Source organism: Cryobacterium sp. MDB2-A-1, assembly GCF_004402675.1.
Classification (GTDB): Bacteria; Actinomycetota; Actinomycetes; order Actinomycetales; family Microbacteriaceae; genus Cryobacterium; species Cryobacterium glucosi.
Genome location: NZ_SOFK01000032.1, coordinates 73,504 through 94,680, shown reverse-complemented (window position 1 = coordinate 94,680; position 21,177 = coordinate 73,504). Strand labels below are relative to the sequence as shown.

Below are 21,177 nucleotides of genomic sequence, written 5' to 3'. Positions count from 1 at the left end.
GCTTCTCTGGAGCGAAGTGAGGCGGGTCCGGCTAGCGGCGAGCGTCGTCCCTGTCCCTGGCGGATGCCGGCAGTACGCTCTTCTCCCAGCCGCGGCGGGCCTTGCGCGCGCCGGATCCCCGGTGAGAGTCGCGCGACCTGTAGACGATGTACGGTCTCACGATGTAGCCGATCGGGGCCGAGAACACGTGCACGAGCCTGGTGAACGGCCAGAGCAGGAACAGCAGGGTCGCGGTCAGTACGTGCAGCTGGAAGAAGAACGGCACATGAGCCATCAGCGACGGGTCCGGCTGGGCCGAGAGCAGCCCGCGCACCCACGGTGAGATGGTTCCGCGGTAGTCGTAGCCGGCACCGAGCACCTGAAACAGCACGGTGGCGGTGGTCCCGAACAGCAGGGTCGCCCCGAGGAGCAGGTACATGACCTTGTCCATCACCGTTGTAGCGAGCAGCACCCGGGTGTTCAGCCGCCGCCGGTAGATCAGGATCGCAAGCCCGGCGAGGGTGAGGACGGCCGCGATACTGCCGAGCCAGGTCGCGCCGACGTGGTAGATCTCATTGGAGACGCCGACGAATTCGAGCCATTCCTTGGGAACCAGGAGCCCGACGACGTGGCCGCCGAGAACCATCAGGATGCCGTAGTGGAACATCGGTGATCCCCAGCGAAGCAGCCGGTTCTCGTAGACCTGGCTCGACCGGGAAGTCCAGCCGAACTGGTCGTGCCGGTACCGGAAGATGTGGCCGACCACGAACACGGCCATGGCCGCGTACGGGAACGCCACCCACAGTAGAAAGTCGATCGGGTTCATACCCTGAGTTCCTCACTCGCGATGCCGGACGGCGAAAATGGTTTGAGATTGCCGAGGAAGGTCATGCCGACCGTCTCCGTCGGCGGGCCCTCGTTCACGAGGTTCAGGTAGCGTTCGCGGGTTTCCTCATCGATGCTCGGGAGTGAGAGGGAGACCGCTTCGACGACGTGCGCGTACGGGCTCTCGATGGTCTCGAGTGCGGTGCGGAGCACCTCGATCCCGTCGCGGTGTGCCGCCAGCAGCTCCTGTGCGATGGGCGAATCGCTGAGCGCCGAGAATTCGAGCACCATCGGAAGGTAGTCGGGCAGTTCGTCCGCCGCGACCTCCCAGCCGGCCGCGCGATACGCCTCGACGAAGCGCACCAGCGCCATGCCCCGGCGACGGGTGTCGCCGGCGGCGTAGTACGAGAGGTACGGGCAGCACTTGCGTTTGAGGTCGAACGTGGCCGTGAAGTGCACCTCGAGCTGCTGCTGGTCCATGGTGTCGGCCGCGCCAAGGAACGCCTCGAAGGCGTGCCGAAGCGGGTCGGGCAGCAGCGTGACCGATTCGGCGACGACCGCAAACCGCGCCCGGCGTTCGATGGTCGGATAGTCGAGCAGGATCGACGCCGCCATGTGCGCGATGGCGCCGTCCTCCGCACTGAGCGGAATCGCCCTGACGGTGCGCGGCGGAAGCTTTGGGAGCCTCATGCGGGGCTCCCGGTGTCGGCGACGGGCGGAATGATCGGCGGGATCGGCGGGAACAGGCCCTTCGGCGCCCCCGAGCCGTTCCAATTCAACAGGTTGAGCCGGCCGGGCGTTGTCGGCTTGGTCTTCTCCCCGCCCTTGCCGATCATCTCGTTGTAGTTGTCGACCGTCGCGTTGAACGGCATTCCCGGTGTCTTGCCATAGGGCCCTGCGGCGGTCGACGTCGGGCCGCCCATGCCGGGGCCGCCGTCGGTGTCGAGCGAGCACGCGAGCTCCTCGAGCTCGCGCGCCGTCTCGACGTGCGCCTTCGGGATCACGTAACGGTCCTCGTACTTGGCGATCGCGAGGAGGCGGTACATTGCTTCGATCTCGGTGCCGGTCATGCCGACGGCCTCGGGGATGGACTCGTCGCGGTCCCGGCCGAGGTTGATGTCGCGCATGTACGAACGCATCGCGGCGAGCTTCCGCAGCGAGGATTCGACCGGGACGACATCTCCGGCCGAGAACAGCCCGGCGAGGTATTCGACGGGGATGCGCAGCTTGTCGATTGCGGCGAACAGGGTGCGGGCGTCCTCACCGTCGTTGTTCGTCGTCGAGATGACGTCGACGACCGGGGACAGCGGCGGGATGTACCAGACCATCGGCATCGTTCGATACTCGGGGTGCAGCGGCAGGGCGACCTTGTACTCGGAGATGAGCTTGTAGATCGGGCTGTTCTGCGCGGCGAGGATCCAGTCGTCCTCCATGCCCTCCGCCTTCGCCGCGGCGATGACCTCGGGGTCGAACGGGTCGAGGAACACCCCGCGCTGGGCCTCGAGCAGGTCCTGGTCGTTCTCGATCGCGGCGGCGGCGAGCACGGCGTCGGCGTCGTAGAGCATCAGGCCCAGGTAGCGCAGTCGACCGACGCAGGTCTCCGAGCAGATGGTCGGCTTGCCCTGTTCGATCAGCGGATAGCAGAGGGTGCACTTCTCCGCCTTGCCGGTCTTGTGGTTGAAGTAGACCTTCTTGTATGGGCAGGCCGAGACGCACATCCGCCAGCCGCGGCAGGCATCCTCGTCGACGAGGACGATGCCGTCCTCCTCGCGCTTGTACATCGCACCGGATGGGCACGCCGCGACGCAGGCCGGGTTCAGGCAGTGCTCACAGATCCGTGGCAGGTAGAACATGAAGGTGTTCTCGAACTCCATCTTCACGTGCTCGCTCATCGTCGCGAGGATGGGGTCCTCCGCCGCGGTCTCCTGGGAACCACCGAGGTCGTCGTCCCAGTTGCCTGACCACTTGATGTCCATGTTCTTGCCGGTCAGTAGGGATTTGGGTCGGGCGACGGGACTCTCGGTGCTGAGCGGAGCTTTGGTGAGCATGTCGTAGTCGTAGGTCCACGGCTCGTAGTAGTCGTCGATGACGGGCAGGTCGGGGTTGTTGAAGATCGTGGCGAGCCGCTTGAGCCGGCCGCCGGAGCGCAGTTTCAGGCGTCCGCGCTTGTTGCGCACCCAGCCGCCGTTCCACTTCTCCTGGTCCTCGTACCGCTTCGGGTAACCGAGGCCTGGCCGCGTCTCGACGTTGTTGAACCAGACGTATTCGACGCCGGTGCGGTTGGTCCATACCTGCTTGCAGGTCACGGAGCAGGTGTGGCAGCCGATGCACTTGTCGAGATTCATGATCATCGACATTTGGGCCATTACGCGCATTTAGTACTCAACCTCCTGGCTGCGTCGACGGATCACGGTGACCTCGTCGCGTTGGTTCCCGGTCGGGCCGAGGTAGTTGAAGGCGAAGGACAGCTGGGCGTAGCCGCCGATCAGGTGGCTGGGCTTGAGCAGGATCCGGGTCAGCGAGTTGTTGGTTCCGCCGCGCATGCCGCTCGTCTCGGCGATCGGTACGTTGATCGTGCGGTCCTTCGCGTGGTACATGTACACGGTGCCCTCCGGCATCCGGTGCGAGACGATGGCCCGTGCGACGACGACGCCGTTGCGGTTGTACGACTCGATCCATTCGTTGTCGCGCACGCCGATCTTGTCGGCGTCCTGCGGTGACATCCAGATCGTCGGCCCGCCGCGGGACAGCGAGAGCATCATCAGGTTGTCCTGGTATTCGGAGTGGATCGACCACTTCGAGTGCGGCGTCAGGTAGCGCACGGCGACCTCCGCGCGGCCCTTCGACCCCGTCGAACCGGTCGCCGCCGTGGAACCGACGATCGAGTCGTCAAACAGGCGGTGCATGTCGAGCGGCGGCCTGAAGATCGGCAGCTGCTCCCCGAGCTCGATCATCCAGTCGTGGTCGAGGTAGAAGTGTTGCCGCCCGGTCAGCGTGTGCCACGGTTTGAGGTGCTCGACGTTGATCGTGAAGGCGCTGTACCTGCGACCGCCGTGCTCGCTGCCGGACCACTCCGGGGAGGTGAGGACGGGGACGGGCGCGCCCTGGACATCCGGGTATGAGAAGCGCCTGCCCTCGTTGTCGCTCGCGAGGTGGGCGAGCTTCATGCCCGTGCGCTCCTCGAGCTGCCGGAAGCCCTGGGTGCCGAGACGGCCGTTCGTGGTGCCGGAGAGGGCCAGCACCATCTCGCAGGCGTGGATCGCGGTCGTGAGGCGCGGCCGGCCGGCAGCGGGGCCGCTCTCGACGAGACCGTTCTTCCGGCCGAGGTACTCGACCTCGACATCGGGATTGAACTTGACGCCCTTCGTGACCATGCCCAGTTTCGCGGTGAGCGGGCCGAGTGCGCCGAGCTTGTCTGCGAAGCCCGGGTAGTCGCGCTCGACGACGACGAGCTTGGGCATCGTGATGCCGGGCACGAGCGGCTGGCCGTACTGCACGGTTCCGTGCGGGGTCGCCATCGCATCGGGGGTGTCGTGCGTCAGGGGCACGGCGACGATGTCCCGGCGCACGCCGAGGTGGTCGACCGAGAGCTCGGAGATCTTCTTCGCGAGGATGTGGAAGATGTCGAAGTCGGTCTTCGCCTGCCACGGCGGCGTGATCGCGGGGTTGAACGAGTGGATGAACGGATGCATGTCCGTCGTCGACAGGTCGTTCTTCTCGTACCAGGTGGCCGGCGGCAGGACCACATCGCTGAAGACGGTCGTCGAGGTCATCCGGAAGTCGCTCGTCACGAGGAGGTCGAGCTTTCCCTCCGGAGCGGACTCGTGCCACTTCATCGTCTTCGGGCGCTTCTCCGGCGGGGATTCGGGCGCGCGCACGGCACTCGTGGTGCCGAGCAGGTGCTTGAGGAAGTATTCGTTGCCCTTGCCGGAAGAGCCGAGTACGTTCGCCCGCCAGACGACCATCACGCGAGGGAAGTTCTCCGGTGCGTCGGGGTCCTCGACCGAGTACGCGAGGCTGCCGTCCTCCAGCGACTCGACCACGTACTGGGCCGGGTCGACCCCGGCGGCGACGGCGTCGTCGACGAGGTCGAGCGAATTCCGGTTGAACGTCGGGTAGCTCGGCATCCAGCCGCGCTTCGTCGATTCGACAAGGCAGTCCGCGGTGGTGCGGCCGGCAAAGGTACCGACTCCGAGCGGGCTCGAGAGGGTGTCGGCGGACAGCCCGTCGTAGCGCCACTGGTCGGTCGCGAGGTAGAAGAAGCCGGTGCCGATCATCTGGCGGGGAGGGCGCACCCAGTCGAGGCCGAAGGCGTATTGTCCGTAGCCGGTGAGCGGGCGGACCTTTTCCTGCCCGACGTAGTGGGCCCAGCCGCCGCCGTTGACGCCCTGGCAGCCGGTCATCGTCGTGAGGGCGAGGAAGGCCCGGTAGATCGTGTCGGAATGGAACCAGTGGTTCGTGCCTGCCCCCATCAGGATCATCGAGCGACCGCCCGATTCCTCGGCGTTCTGCGCGAATTCGCGGCCGATGCGTTCAGCAGCCTGCATCGGCACCGAGGTGATGGCCTCCTGCCAGGCAGGGGTGCCGGGCGAGGACGCATCGTCGTAGCCCGTCGGCCAGATGCCCGGCAGCCCGTCGCGACCGACGCCGTACTGGGCGAGGAGGAGGTCGAAGACGGTCGTCACGAGTTCGCCGGCGACGCGCCGCACGGGCACGCCGCGGCGGATGATACCGGCGCCGCCGGCCTGCTGCTCCCCCGCGTCGTCTGTCGTCGGCGACACGTCGAAGCGCGGCAGGTCGACCGAAGCGGATGCGCCGTCGTAGTCCGGCGCGTCCATGATCGAGAGCAGCGGGTCGACGCCCTCGAGGTCGAGGTTCCACCTGCCGACGTCGGTCTCGGAGAAGCGGTGTCCGATCGATCCGTTCGGGATGACGGTGCGGCCGTCCTGGTCGAGGAGGATCGGCTTGAACGCCGCGCTCGCGACCGTCGGCTCGGTGTCGGGGAGGGCATCCGCCGTCATGAACTTGCCGGGCACCCAGGCGTCGCCGCGTTTCGTGAGCGTGATCAGGTAGGCGGAGTCGCTGTAGCGCTTCATGTAGTCGACGAAACGCGGGGTCCGCCGGTCGACGAGGAACTCCTTGAGAACGACGTGGCCCATCGCGATCGCAAGGGCGCCGTCGGTGCCGGGGTGAACGGCGAGCCATTCGTCGGCGAACTTGGAGTTGTCGGCGTAGTCGGGAGAGACCGTGATGACCTTCTGTCCGCGGTACCGGGCCTCGACCATGAAGTGGGCGTCGGGGGTGCGGGTGACCGGCACGTTCGAGCCCCACATGATCAGGTAGGACGAGTTCCACCAGTCGGCGGATTCCGGGACGTCGGTCTGGTCGCCGAAAACCTGCGGGCTCGCGACGGGGAGGTCGGCGTACCAGTCGTAGAAGGACAGCATCGTGCCGCCGAGCATGGAGATGAAGCGGTTGCCGACGCCCTGCGAGACGATCGACATCGCCGGGATCGGCGAGAAACCGGCGATCCGGTCCGGCCCGTAGGTCTTGATGGTGTGCACGTGGGCGGCGGCGACGATTTCCGCGGCCTCGTCCCAGCTCGCGCGCACCAGGCCGCCCTTGCCGCGAGCGCTCTTGTAGGCCTTGGCAGACTCGGGGTTGCCGGTGACGTCGGCCCAGGCGAGCACCGGGTCGCCGAGGCGTGCCTTCGCCTCACGGTAGAGGTTGAGCAGCACGCCGCGCACGTAGGGGTACCGCACCCGGGTCGGCGAGTAGGTGTACCAGCTGAATGCTGCGCCACGGGGGCAGCCGCGGGGTTCGTACTCCGGCGAGTCAGGGCCGACGGAGGGGTAGTCGGTCTGCTGGGTCTCCCAGGTGATGATGCCGTCCTTGACGTACACCTTCCACGAACAGGAGCCGGTGCAGTTCACGCCGTGGGTGGACCGCACCTCCTTGTCGTGGGTCCAGCGGTCGCGATAGAAGCTGTCGGCGTCCCTGCCGCCTTCGAGGAACAGGGAGCGCAGGTCCGGCGAGGTCTCGCCCCTGCGAAGGAAACGGCCGAGGTTCAGGATGCTGTCCGCGATCGGGCCGTCGATGCCCGGTTTGGTGTCGGGCTGGCCGGCTTTGCGCTTCGAGAAGCTCGAGTTCTTGAGAGTTTTCACGACATACCCCTTGCGGTGCCGGGCATTGCCGATTCAGCAACCACCCTCGCATCCGAGTCTCACGGGCACCCGAACGGGCTACAAGCGGAAAACGCCGTGAATAATAACCACGTCGGTCTCGGTGGGCACCCGGACGGGTCCGGCATCGGCCCCCTCGGATTCCTCACACTCAGCACCCTCGTCGGAGTGCCGGAGGTCCAGTGTGCAGGAGTCCGGCTCGTCGAGCGGATGCAGCGCGTCGGCCGTCAGCGGACCGCCGGTCTGCTGCAGGATCCCCTGGAGCAGGCCGAGGTGCACGCGGCAGACCTCCGGGTGTTCCTTGACCATCTCGCTGTACGGACAATCGTGCAGCCTGACGTGACGCCCGCCCGCGTCGATCCGCCCGTCGAACCCGGTCTGGTCGAGGTGGTCGTCGAGGGCGTCCAGTTGCCGCTGCAAGGGCGAGTCGATCGCGGCGCTGACCGGCAGCATCCGCCGGACCAGGTCGCCGCGCCGTTCGGCGGCCTCGATCTTCGCGACCCGGATCGAGCCCTCCCGATGGTCGACGCCGGCAGCCGCACTGTAGAGCATCCGCGGCCGGCCCTTGACGTCGCGCTCTTCGGGTTCACAGGTGACGAATCCGTCATTGATCAGGCGTTGCAGGTGTTCGCGTGTCGTGTTGTGGTGCAGCCCGGTCGCCTCGGCGAGGTCGCCGACCGTCATCGTCCCGCGCTGTTGCAGAAAGTACAGCAGTTTGATTCTGCTGAACGACGCGAGCGTGCGGTAGCTCGACGGTGGGCTCGAAGACATGGGTCTACTATCCGCTCTTTGTCAGGAAGCCGCCATGGTGTGCCGGGTTTGAGGAGTAGAGCACATGGGCGACGCATACCCCCGGGCGCACGAACGGCTCGAGGCGGATGCCGATGGTGGGCGCGTGCATCCGGTCCAGTGCACCCTGCATCAGTCCGCGGTGCACGGAGCACACGATGGCGCTGTGGTCTTTCGCGACGTCCAGGAACGGACAGTGATGCAGTTCGATCGCGGTGCGGTCCTCCGACAGGGCGGGGGCGAAACCAACGCCGTCGAGGATCTCGACCACCCGGTCGATCGCTCCAGCGGGATCAACCGGACCGGCAGCTGGCTCGTCGGCGGGCACGAACTGTTCCGACCAGCGTCGCCCGGCGTCGCCGGCCTTTTCATTGCCGGGGCGCGCGTCGGGGGCTCCTGCGGCAAGGCTGTCCGCGAGGAGGCCCGCGAGGAGTCGGTAGGAGTCCTCGGAGGTCCCGGATTCTGCCGGCCCGGCGGAACCGGGCCCGGCGGGTTCCGCCTCGGGCGGTACCGCGGCGTAGAGCAGGCGGGGACGGCCAGGTCGCGTCCGCGCCTCGACCGTCTCGGTCACGAGGCCGACCTCGAGGAGCCGTTCGAGGTGCGAGCGAACGGTGTTGGGGTGCAGGCCGACCGCCGCCGCGAGTGCGGGAACGTCCAGCGGCATCCGGTGGGTACGCAGCACGTCGAGGACGGCGACCCGGCTCACGCCGGAGAGGGCGCGGTGGGTACGGGCATCGAGGTCGGAGGCAGGCACACCCCTAGTTTTCCCTATAAGTGTGGTAAAAACAACTGAGGTGCGCATTCGAGCTGTACCGGACCAGGATCACGTGACTGACACCGCAATGCGCGCCGTTCGACACCTGCACCACGATGCCGGCGAGCGTCCCTTCATCGTGATCTGGGAGGTGACGCGGGCCTGCCAGCTCGTCTGCACGCATTGCCGTGCGGACGCCATTCGCACCCGCAATCCCTTCGAGCTGACCACCGACCAGGGCCGGAAGCTCCTGGACGATCTCGCGTCGTTCGGCACGCCCCGCCCGCTCGTCGTCCTCACCGGCGGCGACCCCTTCGAACGCCCCGACCTCCCCGAACTCGTGGCCCACGGAACGGGCCTGGGCCTCAGCATGGCCCTCTCGCCCTCCGTCACCCCACGCCTCACCCGGGAGGTCCTTGTCGAGCTGCACGACGCCGGAGCGAAGGCGGTGTCGCTCTCCCTCGACGGGGCATCCGCGGCGACCCATGATGCCTTCCGCGGTGTCGACGGGGTCTTCGACGACACGATGGTCGCCGCACGGATGGTGCGCGACGTCGGCTGCCGGCTGCAGATCAACACGACCGTCACCCGCGACACCGTCCACGAGCTGCCCGCCATCCTGAAGACGGTCCTCGAGCTCGGCACGACGCTGTGGAGCGTGTTCTTCCTCGTCCCGACCGGGCGCGGCAAGCTTCTCAACGCGCTCACCTCCACCGAGGCCGAAGAGGTGCTGCACTGGCTGCACGATGTCTCCGAACTCGTCGCGATCAAGACGACGGAGGCGCCGCACTACCGCCGGATCGCAATCCAGCGCGCCGGTGTCGCCGATCTCGATGCGGCGTTCCCCGTCGGCCCGCTGCGCGCCCGGTTGCGGTGCGACACCGCGGAACTGCTGACCGGGGACGAGCCCAGGCGCCGCGCGCCGCGCGCCCCGATCGATGTCAACTCCGGCCGCGGCTTCGCATTCGTCGACCACGTCGGCGCGGTCTACCCGAGCGGGTTCCTGCCCGTGTCCGTCGGTTCGGTGCGTGAGCAGTCGTTCCCCGAGATCTACCGGGAGGCGCGGCTACTCCAGGAGCTGCGCACCCCGGATTCATTCGGCGGCCGGTGCGGAGCGTGCGAGTTCCGCACGGTCTGCGGCGGTTCCCGCTCGCACGCGTACGCAGTCACCGGCGATCCTCTCGCCGAGGATCCGAGCTGCGCGTACCGGCCGGTCGCCACCGTCCCGGTTTCCTGACCCAGTCGACGGACTCGTGGGGTTTTCGGCACCTGGGCGGGCGGGGCGACCCGAACGGCAAGAACTCCGTCGAATTGGTTCGGAGCGCTATTCGAGGTGGTGGTTGCCGCGAACCCAGCGCAAGGCGCCGATGATGCCGACCGTGACGCCGATCCCACCGACGATCATGCCGAGGAAGAGCCAGACGAACAGTGGTTCGAGGCCGGCGATAGTGTGGTCGGCGTTGACGATCGTGCCGCTGAGGAAGCCGCCGATGGGACCGAACAGCCCGACGAGCACCCCGATCAGCATCAGGCGGATGCTGACACCCCGGTCGTGAGCCGAACCGATCGTCGGCACATGCGTGCCCCGCTCCGCGTGCACTGTGTCAGCCATGGTCGGTCACATCCGTTTTCTCTCCGTGAGTCTGGCCGGGACGGCCGGGCTCGGTTGGGTCGAGCCACTGCGGTACTTTCTTCAGGAACGGCCCGATGATGTCCATCGGCAGCGGGAAGACCACGGTCGAGTTGTGGTCCGCGCCGAGCTCGAGCAGGGTCTGCAGGTAGCGCAGCTGGAGCGACGCCGGATTGCGGCTGAGGATCTCCGCGGCCTGGCCGAGCTCTTCCGAGGCCTGCAGTTCGCCGTGGGCGTTGATGATCTTCGCCCGCCTCTCCCGCTCGGCTTCGGCCTCGCGCGCCATGGCGCGCTGCATGGCCTGGGGAATCTCGACGTCCTTGATCTCGACGACCTTGACCTGGACTCCCCACGGCTCTGTCTGCGCATTGATACTCCTGGCCAGATCCTCGTTCAGGTCGGCCCGATGCGCGAGCAGGGTGTCGAGGTCCGCTCGCCCGACGACGGAGCGCAGGGTCGTCTGGGCCATCTGTGAGGTCGCCACCGCGTGGTTCTCAACCGCCATCACGGACCGCAGCGGGTCGGTGACCTGGAAGAGCACGACGGCATTGACCCGCGCGGGCACGTTGTCCTTGGTGATGACGTCCTGCGGCGGAATCGTGAGGGTGACGATACGCAGGTCCACCCTGACCATCGTGTCGAGGCCCGGAAAGACCATCTGCACTCCGGGTTCGCGGAGCTGCCGAAGGCGGCCGAACCGGAAGGCGACCCCCCGCTCGTACTCCTGCAGGACCGTGAACGCGACGGTCAACCAGACCACGACGATCAGGAGGATGACGCCGGCCGTCACGAGTATTCCGGTCATCGGGCTTCCTTTCCGGGGACCGTGCGCGGTCCCGTCTTGCGGATGCTGCCGTAGCCGCTCCGCCTGGCGAGTTCGTTCGCCGAGATGGCGGCCCGCTGGTCCTCGTTGTCTTCGAGTCCGAGCGCCGTGAGGTGATCGGGGAAGCGCGCGGGAGCGCGTCGGAGATGGGACCAGAGCGGCCAGCTGCCCGCTGCGATGATCGCGGACACGACTCCCAGGATGAGCAGTTCGAGGCCGGTGCGGCCCTGGAACATGACGGCGATCGGCCAGATGACCCCGAGGACCACGACGGCACAGGCGATCCCCCTGTGGAATCGCTCGGCTTCGGAGCTCGGCCAGGAATCGATGTTCCGCACGACCTCCCGGCCCGCGTGGGACGGAGTGCAGTCGTCCTTGACCGGGCACGGATTGCAGACGGTCGGGGAAGCGCGGTACCGGGTCACCCGATTCTCCGGGTCGAAGGAGATCGGCCAGAGCCACTGGTCTTCGGAACAGGTCCAGGCGTCGTGTCCCTCGTGGTACTCGAATCCCCCGGACCGCGCGCTCGTCGTCGCCGCCGCCGTGCGCCGGGCCAGGATGTCCAGGACATGCGCCACGAGCAGCAGGAAGCCGCCGTAGCCGAGGGCGAACCAGACGTCAGGATTGACCGTCTCCATCACGCGCCCCTGTCCGGCCGGTTCTCACCGTCCTGATCGGCGACGCGCCTGCGGTAGCCCGACCCGTACCCGGACTCCGGTGTCGCGCCATCGACACCCGCATCGGAAGTGCCGCCGACCGCCCCGGCGGGCTGCGCCTCCACGAAGAGGGCCTCCATCGGGACATCCTGGGTGGTTCCCTTGATGCGGTACCGCACGCCCAGCCAGGCGATCCAGACGAACGGAACGACTCCCCCGAAGATGAAGACGAGGTCGCCGGGCATCCGCAGCCATTCCAGGACCGTGTTGCCGGTTCCGGTGATGAAGTTCATGCTGCGGGCCTCGAAGTAGCCATCGCTGACGGAGTGCCACAACTGCAGCACACCGAGCGGCAGGAGCGTCGCGAAGGTCATCCAGGCCAGGCCGATGTTGAGCGACCAGAACGAGATCTTGGCGAGCCGGTCCGGCCAGCGTTTGGCCGGAATCAGGTAGCGCAGGGCGAAGAGGGATAGTCCCACGCCCATCATCCCGTAAACGCCCATCATCGACGCGTGGGCATGGTTGGCGGTCAGGGCGGTGCCGATCTCGTAATACGAGACGATCGGGAGGTTGATCAGGAATCCGAAGACGCCGGCGCCGAGGAAGTTCCAGAAGCCGACGGCCACGAGGAACATCACCGACCAGCGGTGTGGGAACGGGGCGGCGCTTCGGGATTGCTGGCGGGCCCCGAGTTGCAGGAAGCTCCACGCTTCCACAGTGAGGAACGTCAGCGGGATCACCTCGAGTGCGGAGAAGAACGCACCCAGCGCCATGTGCTCGACGGGGGTTCCCGAGAAGTACAGGTGGTGCATGGTTCCGAGGATTCCGCCCGCGGAGTACAGGATCACGTCGAGCAGGATGATCTGCATCGCGATCCGGCGGTGCACGACGCCGAGCATCACGAAGATGTAGGCGACCATGACGGTCGTGAAAAGTTCGAGGAAGTCCTCGACCCAGAGATGCACAACCCAGAAGCGCCAGAATTCGGCGACGCTCAGTGTCACTTCGCTGCCGGCGAGCATGCCGACGGCGTAGAAGGCGGGGATGGAGAGACCCGAATAGAAGAACAGCCACGGCAGGTTGAACCGGTGTTCAGACTTCAGCCGGGCCCGGATACCGCGGTAGATGATCGCGATCCAGATGAACATCCCGACGGTCAGCAAGCCCTGCCAGAACTTCGGCAGGTCGATGTACTCCCACTGCATCCCCCAGAACGGCGAGTCCTTGGCGGCGGTGACGCCGAAGATGCTGAGGGCTTCTCCCGCTAGGGAACCGGCGACGACCAGGGCGAGGGCTCCCAGGAGGATGTATGCGAGCCAGTGCTGCCGCTTCGGTTCGTGACCCGAGATATACGGCGCGAGGAAGATCCCTGCCGCGAGGAACGAGGCTGCTGTCCAGAGCAGGGAGAGTTGCACGTGCCAGGTCCTGGCGAGGTTGATCGGCAACAGCTGGGCGAGGTCGATCCCGAAGAAGCTCGTCAGATCGACCCGGTAGTGTTCGACGGCCGCGCCGAGGAACGCCTGCGCGAGGAACATCAACGCGACGACGAAGAAGAACCAGGCGGTCGCAGACTGGGCGGGGGTGACGGCGACGTCGCCGGGCTGCCTGAAGGACAGCGGCGGGGTCTCTTCTCCGTGCTGCCAGCCCATTCGCTTGCTCCAGCGCCCGTAGAGGGCGAACAGCGCGCCGAGGGCGACCATCAGCGAAATGAGCGACAGACCGCTCCACACGATGATGTCCGCGGTGGGCCCGTTGTCGACGAGCTTCTCCGCCGGCCAGTTGTTGGTGTACGAGTAGTTGTGCCCCGGCCGTTCGGCCGCGGAGCCCCACGCGGTCCAGGCGAAGAACGCCGTGAGCTCGTGGATCTCGGCCGAATCGGTGATCACGCTCGGGATCAGCCCGTTCTGGGTCGTCGGAGTGCCGAAGAAGTCCGCATAGTGTTTCTGGACAGACTCGAACGCACTGATCTGCAGGTCCGTGAACACGAGATTTCCCGTTGCCGGGTCGTACCGGTTGGTCCGCATCATCGTGACGAGTGCTCCGTGCGGGTCCTGCACGCCCGAGGCGGTGAGGGCGTCGAGGACGAAGGTCGAGGACCGGCGGAGATAGTCGGCAGTGTAGTCGGGACCGAGATAGCCGCCGTGTCCGACGATCGAGCCGTATTCCTGAAGGCCGCGTTGCACGAAGGTCTGCTGGCCGGCAGTGATCTCGGCGCCCGTGAAGACGACCGTTCCCCGTTCGTCCACGACCTGTTTGGGCTGGGGCATCGAATCGGTGTACGTCATCACGGCGAGGAATCCCATCACCGCGAAGCCGAAGATCATCACGAGGGCGACGCCCTGCAGCCAACCCTTGGACACCATCAACTCGGAACGAATTCTTCCGACCCCGGATTTCAGTTGGACCATGTCGGACCCTCTCGCTGTTGCCTTGTTCAAGGTCGTGCGGCATGCCCGCGCTCGCGACAGCCGAAGCTCCTCCCCCGAATGGGTCACGCGAGGTGGGGAAAAACTACCACGTCTTAAAACTTATTAACTTCATTTTAATGCGCACAATTCTCGTCGAAGGGAAGTGATCGGAACATAAACACCAGATCAAACGGTGAGGCCCCGGAATAGGACCGCGGCGAAACACCGCCGAAACAAATTCACCGGTGAGGTGCGACACGCCGCATGGGGCGCCTTCCCGGCGTTTTCAGACCGGATTCACGGTGTGGCGGCTAAGACCCCACGGGCACCCTTCTCCGCATCCGACATGACGTGGCTGACGAACGGATAGCGCCCGGCCTCGGGGAAGGTGAGCTCGACGAAGCCGCCCTGCGCCGCGGCGAGGTCGAGCACCTGCGCCAGGTCGGCAGGCTGCGAATATGACGGAATCTCCTCAACACGTACCTGATCAGAGCTAGTTTCCACAGACCTGAGCCTTGCTCAAAGAATGTCGGTGGTCGGTCGTAACGTGGGGGCATGACCAGCCGTCCCGAGTCACCCGCTTCACCCGATCAGCCGCACGGCGACCGGGGGCAGGGTGACCCGGTGCACGGTGGCCCGGTGCAGGGCGGCGTGCTCGACGGGTTGCGGTCGATGGCGGATGTCGTCACCGGCCTGGGCGGTTCGTCTGCAGCTGTCGACACGCTCAGCGATGAAGCGGTGCTCGAGGGGCACGTGTTGATCGCCGGGGCCCGGCGAGCCTTGGACACCCAGGCGGCGTGGTTCGCGGCANAACCCTGGCCCGGCGGTCCCGTCCGGAACTCGGCGGGAAGGGCCTCGCGGCCCGGCAAGGCTTCCGGACTCCGGAAGACCTGCTGCAGAGCATCTCCGGATCGAGCAGAGGGGACGCTGCCAAGCTCTTCGCGGTCGGCCGGTTGCTCTCTGAGACCGACGCCGCCGAGAAAGCCGCCCGCGAAGCCGCCGACGCGAAGAAGCTGCTCGACGAGATCCCGCCCCTCGACGGCGCCGCCCCGGACCTGCCGCCGCTCGAACTGCCGGTTCCGCCGGCCGCCGTGCCGCCCTGGCACGCACCAATCGGCCGGGCCCTGCGCGAGGGCTGGCTGAGCGTGGAGAAGGCAGACTCGCTCCGGAAGGGCCTCGGCGACCTGGACCGGGCGATCACCCCGGAGAAACTCGCCACCGCCCTCGCCCGGCTCCTCACCGAAGCGCGGACCCTGAACGCTGACCAGCTGTTCAAGCGCGCCCGAAGGGTACGGGACGTGCTCGATGAAGCCGGCATCGCCGCCCGCGAGAAAGCCGCCTACGACGACCGGTCCCTGCGGTTCTGGCGACTCAACACGGGGCAGGTGCGCATGGTCGGCCTGTTCGCCCCCGAAGACGGCGAATACCTGATGAGTACCTACGACGCCATCACCAGCCCCCGCCGGGGCGGGGTCCGCTTCGTGGACAAGGAGCAGGCCGCGTGGGCGAAGCAGGTGCAGGACGACCCGCGCACCACCGAGCAGCTCACCGCGGACGCGTTCCTGGCCCTGATGAGACTCGGCGTGAAGGCCGACCCCAAGCGCATCGCCGGAAGCCGCAGCCCCGCCGTCCGCATGATCACCATCCGCCCCAGGAGCACCACACCCGCCGGTTTCGCGCCCAGGGGAACCACAACCACCGATGCCGCGCCAACCGAGGCCCCGTCACCCACAGCCGACGCTGCGGCGAACCCCGAAACCGCGTCACCCGCGCTCCAGCCCGGCGTCATCGAGGGGACTGCGGTCGCCCAACGCGCGGCCCTCGCCATCCGCGACGGCGGCTGCATGTGGCCCGGCTGCGACCGGCCACCCTCCTGAACCGAAACCCACCACATCCAACACTGGAAAGAGGACACCGGCGAGACCAACCTCGACCAGGGCATCCTGCTCTGCCGCGGCGACCACCTCAGGCTCCACAACGAACACTGGCGCATCACCCGCGACGACACGGGCGGCTACTGGCTCACCCCACCACCCGGACTCGACCCCGAACAGAAACCCATCCCCCTCACCAGCAGGAGCGAGATCCTCCGCGACGACGACTGAATCAGCGGAGATGACGGACAGGACGGGCTCGGACGCCCGGGCGGAGTACGCGCCGGGTCCACCCCCGGAACCCGGGTTCGGGCGAAGCCCGATCGAACGCGCGCGACGGGCTTCACGCGGAAGGACGCCAGAGACGCTCGAGACGCTACAGGCCCAGGCCGACCCAGGAGTGGGTGCCGTCGACTTCGTACTGCTTCTTCCAGATCGGGACCTCGGCCTTGACCGCCTCGACGAGACGCTCGCAGACCAGGAAGGCGTCGGCGCGGTGCGCACTCGCGACGGCGGCGACGAGGGCGAGGTCGCCGACCTCGAGGTGGCCGATCCGGTGGCTGACGACGAGCTCCACCGCGGGGTTCCCGGCCCGGAACCGCGCGGCGATCTCCGTGAGGATACGTCCGGCATCCGGATGGGCGCTGTAGTCGAGGCCCGTCACGGCGCCTGCGGCGTCGGGGTCGTGATCCCGCACCTGGCCCACGAAGGTGACGACGGCGCCGGCTGACCGCGAGGACACCGCGAGGACGTGCGCAGCCACATCGAGCGTCTGCTCGGTGACGAGGGATAGCGGCGGTATGCGTTCGGATTCCACAGCCCCACAGTACCCGCGCAGCATCCTCGCCGCGCGGACGCACCCGGCAGTATGCTGGCGCCGGCGGAATCCCCGCTCCGCCGAACCGACTGCCGGAACGAGGTTCACCGATGCCCCACCAGCCCCACAGACTGATCCCCGCGAGTTTCGCTCCCGGACCCTCCCTCGACCTGCGCACGCGGGTCGAGATCACGCCCGACTTCGGTCAGGGCGCCACGATCGCCGGCTACGCCGTCTCGAGTGACGGCCCCGTCCCCGCGGCGATCGGACTCGACCGTGCCGCGCTCACGGAGGCCGGGTTCACCGGTGCGGTGGGCCAGGCGCTCGTGCTCCCCCAGGCATCCGCACCGACCCTCGTCGCCATCGGCGTCGGCGCGCAGGGTCTGCTCACGACCGCGACCCTGAGAGACGCCGCCGCCGCGTTCGCCAGGGCCGGCCGGCAGGGACGCCGTCTCGCGACGGACCTCCTGGACGCCGCGAGCGGGCTCGACCCGGTCGCGGCCAGCGCGTCCGTCGTCGAGGGCGCCGTGCTCGCACGCTATCGCTACCTCGAACTCAAGACGGCGACCACCCACATTCCCCTCGAAGCGCTCGACCTCGTCGGGAGCACCGCACAGGCAGGCGGCGTCGCACGCGGCCTCGCCCTCGCCCGGGCGACGGCCCTCGCGCGCGACCTTGCTGCCGCCCCGCCCTCCCATCTCACGGCGACGGTCTTCGGCGACTTCGCAGAGGCTCTCGCACCGCAATTCGGGCTCGAGGTGAGCGTCTTCGACAAGGCGGAACTCATCGAGCTCGGCTGCGGCGGCCTCCTCGGCGTCAATGCCGGCAGCATCGAAGAGCCCCGGATGATCGAGGTCCGGTATCGCCCCTCCGAACAGCCGACCGGGCACCTCGCCCTCGTCGGCAAGGGCATCATGTACGACTCCGGCGGGATCGCTCTCAAGCCGGGCGATGTCACGCACCTCGCGATGAAGATGGACATGTCCGGTGCCGGCGCGATCTTCGCCGCGATGACTGCGCTCACAGAACTCGGCTGCACGAACGCCGTGACCGCCTATCTGATGTGCACAGACAACATGCCCTCCGGTTCGGCGACCGCGATGGGTGACGTCCTCACGATCCGCGGCGGCACGACCGTCGAAGTCAAGAACACCGACGCGGAGGGGCGGCTCGTGATGGCGGACGGGCTCGTCCTCGCCACCGAAGAGGGCGTTGACGCCATCGTCGACCTCGCGACCCTCACCGGGGCCGCGCTCGTCTCGCTCGGCCCGATGATGGCGGCGCTGTTCGGCAACGACCAGGACATCATCGACCAGGTGCGCGCGGCATCCGACCTCACCGACGAGACAGTCTGGCAACTTCCGCTCGACCGCCGCTACCGCAACCAGCTCGACTCGGACGTCGCGGACATGTCGAACCTCGGCGGGCCGTTCGCCGGCGCGACGACCGCTGCCCTGTTCCTCGCGGACTTCGTCGGCGACACCCCCTGGGCGCACGTCGACATGTGCGGCCCGATGCAGTCGGACTCCGACGACTCCTGGCGGACCAAGGGACCGACCGGTTTCGGAGCCCGCCTGCTCGTCGAGCTCGCGCTCGCGTTCCGGCCCCCGGCCGCCTGAGCACGGCCGCCAACTGCGGAGCGCACGGTCGGCTCCTGCTTCGGCTTGCGCGCACCGGATGCCCGGCCCGAGCGACCGGACAGCGATCGCCTCCCATCACACCCGTTCGAAGACGGCGGCGAGGCCCTGTCCACCCCCGATGCACATGGTCTCGAGCAGGTACTGCCCCCCGGTGCGGTGCAGGTGCCTGCTCGCGGTCGCCAGGATGCGTGCGCCGGTGGCACCGACGGGGTGACCCAGGGAGATGCCGGAACCGTTCACGTTGGTGCGTTCCCAGTCGGCGTCGGTGAATTTCCACTCCCGGCTGACCGCGAGCACCTGCGCGGCGAATGCCTCATTGAGCTCGATCAGGTCGATGTCCGCGAGGGTGAGGCCTGCGCGTTCGAGGGCCTTCTTCGTTGCGGGCACCGGCCCGATGCCCATCCGCGAGGGCTCGACGCCGGCCCTTGCCCACGTCACGAGGCGCACGAGCGGGGTGAGCCCGAGCTCCGCGGCGCGCTCAGGGGTCGTCACGAGGCACACGGCGGCGGCGTCGTTCTGCCCGCTCGCGTTTCCGGCGGTGACCGTCGCGTCGGCATCCGTCTTCACGAGAATGGGACGCAGCCCGGCGAGACCGGCCAGGGTCGTGTCCGGCCGCGGGGTTTCGTCGCGGGAGACGACGACGGCGCCCTTTCGCCCCGGAACCGTGACCGGAACGATTTCGGCGTCGAAGCGGCCCTCTGCAACGGCCGCCGCGGCGCGCTGCTGGGACCGCACGGCGAGCTCGTCCTGCTCGGTACGACCGATGCCGTACTCCCGGCGCAGGTTCTCCGCGGTCTCGAGCATGCCGCCGGGAACCGGGTAGTTGCGGCCGCCGGCGGTCTCCCGGCCACGGCTGAGCGCGTCGCGCAGCAGCAGGCCCGGCCCGGCCGTGATTCCGAAACGGGAATCGACGGTGTAGAACGGCGCCTGGCTCATCGAGTCGACTCCGCCGGCCACGACGACGTCGCTGATGCCGGTCTGCACCTGCATCGCCGCGTCGAGCACGGCCTGCAGGCCGGAGCCGCACCGCCGGTCGAGTTGGAGCCCGCCGACGGTCACCGGCAGGCCGGCATTGAGGGCGGCGACGCGGGCGACGGATGCCGCCTCCGCGGTCGGGTAGGCCTGCCCGAGGATCACGTCGTCGATCACACCCCCGTCGATGCCGGTACGTTCCAGCAGGGCCGCGATCACGGCGGCGGCGAGGTCGGCCGGCGCGACCGTGGCGAACATCCCGCCGAAGCGCCCGATCGGGGTGCGCACCGGTTCGCAGATGACGACCTCGCGCATCCGCTCGTTCATGCGCCGACCCCTGACAGCAGGGTGCGGATGACGCCCGGTTCCGCGGGCACGAGCAGCCGCGCCCCGGTCGCGGCCTGCACCTCCGCGACGGTGAGACCCGGAGCGACCTCCCGCAGCACGAGCCCCTCCCCGGTGACGTCGATCACCGCGAGGTCGGTGATGATCCGGGTGACCACGTGCTTGCCGGTCAGGGGAAGGGAGCACTCCGCCACGATCTTGTGCTCGCCGGCACGCGTGACATGCTCCATCACGACGATCACGGTATCGGCGCCGTGCACGAGGTCCATCGCCCCGCCCATACCTTTGATCATCTTGCCCGGCACGGCCCAGTTCGCGATGTCTCCCGTCTCCGAGACCTGCATCGCGCCGAGAACGGCCACGTCGATGACCCCGGCACGGATCATGCCGAAGCTCTGCGCGGAGTCGAAGTACGCCGCACCGGGATTGACGGTGATGGTCTCCTTGCCGGCGTTGATCAGTTTCGGGTCCTCCTCGCCCTCCCACGGGTACGCCCCGACGCCGAGCACCCCGTTCTCCGAATGCAGGATGACGTGCACCCCCTCCGGCAGGAAGTTCGGGATCAGGGTCGGCAGGCCGATCCCGAGGTTGACGTAGCTGTCGGGGGCGAGTTCCTGCGCGGCTCGGGCCGCCATCTCGTTGCGGGTCAGGGGCATGTCAGCCTTCCGTTCTGGCGGTCTGGGCGGATGCCGCGGCCGCGGCGGCGTCTCCCGGCCGTGGCCGGGTCGTGACCTTCTCGATCGGGAGGTCATGCGCATCCGCGTGGTTCAGCTGCACGATCCGTTGCACGTAGATGCCGGCGAGGTGCACGTCGTCCGGATCGATCTCGCCCGGTTCGACGAGCTCGTCGACCTCGGCGATGGTGATCCGGCCGGCCATCGCTGCCGGCGGGTTGAAGTTGCGGGCCGACTTCTCGAAGACCAGATTGCCGTGCCGGTCGCCGCGAGCGGCGCGCACCAGGGCGAAGTCGGTGATGATCGCCTCCTCGAGCACGTATTCCTGCGTCTTTCCGAGCGAGGAGAACACCCGGGTCTCCTTCGGCGGCGAGGACACCAGCACCTCCCCGCCCGGTCCGTAGCGCCAGGGCAGGCCACCGTCGGCGACCAGGGTTCCGACGCCGCTCGCGGTGAAGAACGCTGGGATGCCGCTGCCGCCCGCGCGAAGCCGCTCGGCGAGGGTTCCCTGCGGAGTGAGCTCGACCTCGAGGTCCCCGCCGAGGTAGCGCCGAGCGAAGTCCTTGTTCTCGCCGATGTATGACGCGATGACCCTGCTGATCCTGCCCTCCCTGAGCAGCTCACCGAGTCCCCAGCCGTCGACGCCGCAGTTGTTGGAGACGACCCGGAGGTCTGTCGTGCCCCGGTCGAGCAGGGCGCGGATCAGCACGATCGGCACGCCGACCAGGCCGAAGCCGCCGACGGCGAGGGAAGCGCCGTCTGGGATGTCCGCGACGGCGGCCGCCGCGGAGGTGAACGTCTTATCCATG

At 67.9% G+C, this 21,177-nt stretch carries 20 protein-coding genes; 4 read left to right on the top strand and 16 right to left on the bottom strand.

Annotation, left to right across the window (positions count from 1 at the left end; genetic code table 11):
- Window positions 1–31: 31 nt before the first annotated feature.
- The 6 genes from narI to E3O39_RS13670 form a co-directional block, all read right to left on the bottom strand.
- On the bottom strand, window positions 32–805 hold the full coding sequence (gene narI / locus E3O39_RS13695) for a respiratory nitrate reductase subunit gamma (protein WP_134448902.1): 774 nt from the start codon (window positions 803–805) through the stop codon (window positions 32–34).
- On the bottom strand, window positions 802–1,494 hold the full coding sequence (gene narJ / locus E3O39_RS13690; protein WP_134448901.1) for a nitrate reductase molybdenum cofactor assembly chaperone: 693 nt from the start codon (window positions 1,492–1,494) through the stop codon (window positions 802–804). The genes narI and narJ overlap by 4 nt, the downstream gene beginning before the upstream one ends.
- Window positions 1,491–3,179: a nitrate reductase subunit beta gene (gene narH / locus E3O39_RS13685; RefSeq protein ID WP_134448900.1), complete on the bottom strand. Its 1,689-nt coding sequence runs from the start codon at window positions 3,177–3,179 to the stop codon at window positions 1,491–1,493. Before narH ends, narJ begins: the two co-directional genes overlap by 4 nt.
- Window positions 3,180–6,902 (bottom strand): nitrate reductase subunit alpha, encoded by a 3,723-nt coding sequence (locus E3O39_RS13680; protein ID WP_198413441.1) that lies wholly within the window; start codon window positions 6,900–6,902, stop codon window positions 3,180–3,182.
- Window positions 6,903–7,046: 144 nt separating this feature from the next.
- Window positions 7,047–7,757, bottom strand: a complete 711-nt coding sequence (locus E3O39_RS13675) for a metalloregulator ArsR/SmtB family transcription factor (protein ID WP_134448898.1) — start codon at window positions 7,755–7,757, stop codon at window positions 7,047–7,049.
- 7 nt (window positions 7,758–7,764) lie between these two features.
- Window positions 7,765–8,529, bottom strand: coding sequence for a metalloregulator ArsR/SmtB family transcription factor (locus tag E3O39_RS13670; protein WP_166787360.1), 765 nt, complete (start codon window positions 8,527–8,529; stop codon window positions 7,765–7,767).
- A gap of 73 nt (window positions 8,530–8,602) precedes the next feature.
- Between E3O39_RS13670 and E3O39_RS13665 the strand changes: the two genes are divergently transcribed.
- Window positions 8,603–9,766 carry a TIGR04053 family radical SAM/SPASM domain-containing protein gene (locus tag E3O39_RS13665; RefSeq protein ID WP_241975458.1) on the top strand — a complete coding sequence of 388 codons (1,164 nt, stop codon included), beginning with the start codon at window positions 8,603–8,605 and terminating at the stop codon, window positions 9,764–9,766.
- An 87-nt stretch (window positions 9,767–9,853) separates the two neighbouring features.
- On the opposite strand, the gene E3O39_RS13660 is transcribed toward E3O39_RS13665, so the two are convergent.
- The 6 genes from E3O39_RS13660 to E3O39_RS19045 form a co-directional block, all read right to left on the bottom strand.
- Complete coding sequence (locus E3O39_RS13660; protein WP_134448896.1) at window positions 9,854–10,141, bottom strand: hypothetical protein; 288 nt, start codon at window positions 10,139–10,141, stop codon at window positions 9,854–9,856.
- Window positions 10,134–10,964, bottom strand: coding sequence for a slipin family protein (locus tag E3O39_RS13655; protein ID WP_134448895.1), 831 nt, complete (start codon window positions 10,962–10,964; stop codon window positions 10,134–10,136). Before E3O39_RS13655 ends, E3O39_RS13660 begins: the two co-directional genes overlap by 8 nt.
- Window positions 10,961–11,620 carry a hypothetical protein gene (locus E3O39_RS13650; RefSeq protein ID WP_134448894.1) on the bottom strand — a complete coding sequence of 220 codons (660 nt, stop codon included), beginning with the start codon at window positions 11,618–11,620 and terminating at the stop codon, window positions 10,961–10,963. The genes E3O39_RS13655 and E3O39_RS13650 overlap by 4 nt, the downstream gene beginning before the upstream one ends.
- The gene (locus E3O39_RS13645; RefSeq protein ID WP_134448893.1) at window positions 11,620–14,046 is read right to left on the bottom strand and encodes a nitric-oxide reductase large subunit; all 2,427 of its coding nucleotides are present in this window, start codon (window positions 14,044–14,046) and stop codon (window positions 11,620–11,622) included. The genes E3O39_RS13650 and E3O39_RS13645 overlap by 1 nt, the downstream gene beginning before the upstream one ends.
- Before the next feature lie 297 nt (window positions 14,047–14,343).
- Window positions 14,344–14,550, bottom strand: a complete 207-nt coding sequence (locus E3O39_RS13640) for a hypothetical protein (RefSeq protein ID WP_134448892.1) — start codon at window positions 14,548–14,550, stop codon at window positions 14,344–14,346.
- A gap of 78 nt (window positions 14,551–14,628) precedes the next feature.
- Window positions 14,629–14,799 (bottom strand): hypothetical protein, encoded by a 171-nt coding sequence (locus E3O39_RS19045; protein ID WP_166789565.1) that lies wholly within the window; start codon window positions 14,797–14,799, stop codon window positions 14,629–14,631.
- A gap of 44 nt (window positions 14,800–14,843) precedes the next feature.
- Here E3O39_RS19045 and E3O39_RS13635 point away from each other — a divergent pair, with 44 nt between their 5' ends.
- Both E3O39_RS13635 and E3O39_RS19900 read left to right on the top strand, forming a co-directional pair.
- On the top strand, window positions 14,844–15,923 hold the full coding sequence (locus tag E3O39_RS13635) for a DUF222 domain-containing protein (RefSeq protein WP_134542326.1): 1,080 nt from the start codon (window positions 14,844–14,846) through the stop codon (window positions 15,921–15,923).
- Between the two features lie 15 nt (window positions 15,924–15,938).
- Window positions 15,939–16,151: a hypothetical protein gene (locus E3O39_RS19900; RefSeq protein ID WP_134448991.1), complete on the top strand. Its 213-nt coding sequence runs from the start codon at window positions 15,939–15,941 to the stop codon at window positions 16,149–16,151.
- 145 nt (window positions 16,152–16,296) lie between these two features.
- On the opposite strand, the gene E3O39_RS13625 is transcribed toward E3O39_RS19900, so the two are convergent.
- A complete protein-coding gene (locus E3O39_RS13625) occupies window positions 16,297–16,737 on the bottom strand; it encodes a molybdenum cofactor biosynthesis protein MoaE (protein ID WP_241975370.1) in 441 nt (146 codons plus the stop codon).
- A 110-nt stretch (window positions 16,738–16,847) separates the two neighbouring features.
- On the opposite strand from E3O39_RS13625, the gene E3O39_RS13620 reads away from it, so the two are divergent.
- Complete coding sequence (locus E3O39_RS13620) at window positions 16,848–18,356, top strand: M17 family metallopeptidase (protein WP_134448889.1); 1,509 nt, start codon at window positions 16,848–16,850, stop codon at window positions 18,354–18,356.
- 96 nt (window positions 18,357–18,452) lie between these two features.
- Here E3O39_RS13620 and E3O39_RS13615 read toward each other — a convergent pair whose 3' ends face one another.
- Genes E3O39_RS13615 through E3O39_RS13605 form a run of 3 tightly spaced genes read right to left on the bottom strand, consistent with a single transcriptional unit; the run spans window position 18,453 to window position 21,176 of the window.
- Window positions 18,453–19,676 carry an acetyl-CoA C-acetyltransferase gene (locus E3O39_RS13615; protein ID WP_277871719.1) on the bottom strand — a complete coding sequence of 408 codons (1,224 nt, stop codon included), beginning with the start codon at window positions 19,674–19,676 and terminating at the stop codon, window positions 18,453–18,455.
- Window positions 19,673–20,350, bottom strand: a complete 678-nt coding sequence (locus E3O39_RS13610) for a 3-oxoacid CoA-transferase subunit B (protein WP_134448888.1) — start codon at window positions 20,348–20,350, stop codon at window positions 19,673–19,675. The genes E3O39_RS13615 and E3O39_RS13610 overlap by 4 nt, the downstream gene beginning before the upstream one ends.
- Before the next feature lies 1 nt (window position 20,351).
- Window positions 20,352–21,176, bottom strand: coding sequence for a CoA transferase subunit A (locus E3O39_RS13605; protein WP_134448887.1), 825 nt, complete (start codon window positions 21,174–21,176; stop codon window positions 20,352–20,354).
- Window position 21,177: the final 1 nt, after the last annotated feature.

Coding starts and splice junctions, on each gene's coding strand:
- E3O39_RS13660 (WP_134448896.1), bottom strand. CDS start 10,141: ATGGCTGACACAGTGCACGCGGAGCGGGGCACGCATGTGCCGACGATC.
- E3O39_RS13610 (WP_134448888.1), bottom strand. CDS start 20,350: ATGCCCCTGACCCGCAACGAGATGGCGGCCCGAGCCGCGCAGGAACTC.
- E3O39_RS13615 (WP_277871719.1), bottom strand. CDS start 19,676: ATGAACGAGCGGATGCGCGAGGTCGTCATCTGCGAACCGGTGCGCACC.
- E3O39_RS13605 (WP_134448887.1), bottom strand. CDS start 21,176: ATGGATAAGACGTTCACCTCCGCGGCGGCCGCCGTCGCGGACATCCCA.
- narH (WP_134448900.1), bottom strand. CDS start 3,179: ATGCGCGTAATGGCCCAAATGTCGATGATCATGAATCTCGACAAGTGC.
- E3O39_RS13675 (WP_134448898.1), bottom strand. CDS start 7,757: ATGTCTTCGAGCCCACCGTCGAGCTACCGCACGCTCGCGTCGTTCAGC.
- E3O39_RS13620 (WP_134448889.1), top strand. CDS start 16,848: ATGCCCCACCAGCCCCACAGACTGATCCCCGCGAGTTTCGCTCCCGGA.
- E3O39_RS13650 (WP_134448894.1), bottom strand. CDS start 11,620: ATGGAGACGGTCAATCCTGACGTCTGGTTCGCCCTCGGCTACGGCGGC.
- E3O39_RS13655 (WP_134448895.1), bottom strand. CDS start 10,964: ATGACCGGAATACTCGTGACGGCCGGCGTCATCCTCCTGATCGTCGTG.
- E3O39_RS13645 (WP_134448893.1), bottom strand. CDS start 14,046: ATGGTCCAACTGAAATCCGGGGTCGGAAGAATTCGTTCCGAGTTGATG.
- narI (WP_134448902.1), bottom strand. CDS start 805: ATGAACCCGATCGACTTTCTACTGTGGGTGGCGTTCCCGTACGCGGCC.
- narJ (WP_134448901.1), bottom strand. CDS start 1,494: ATGAGGCTCCCAAAGCTTCCGCCGCGCACCGTCAGGGCGATTCCGCTC.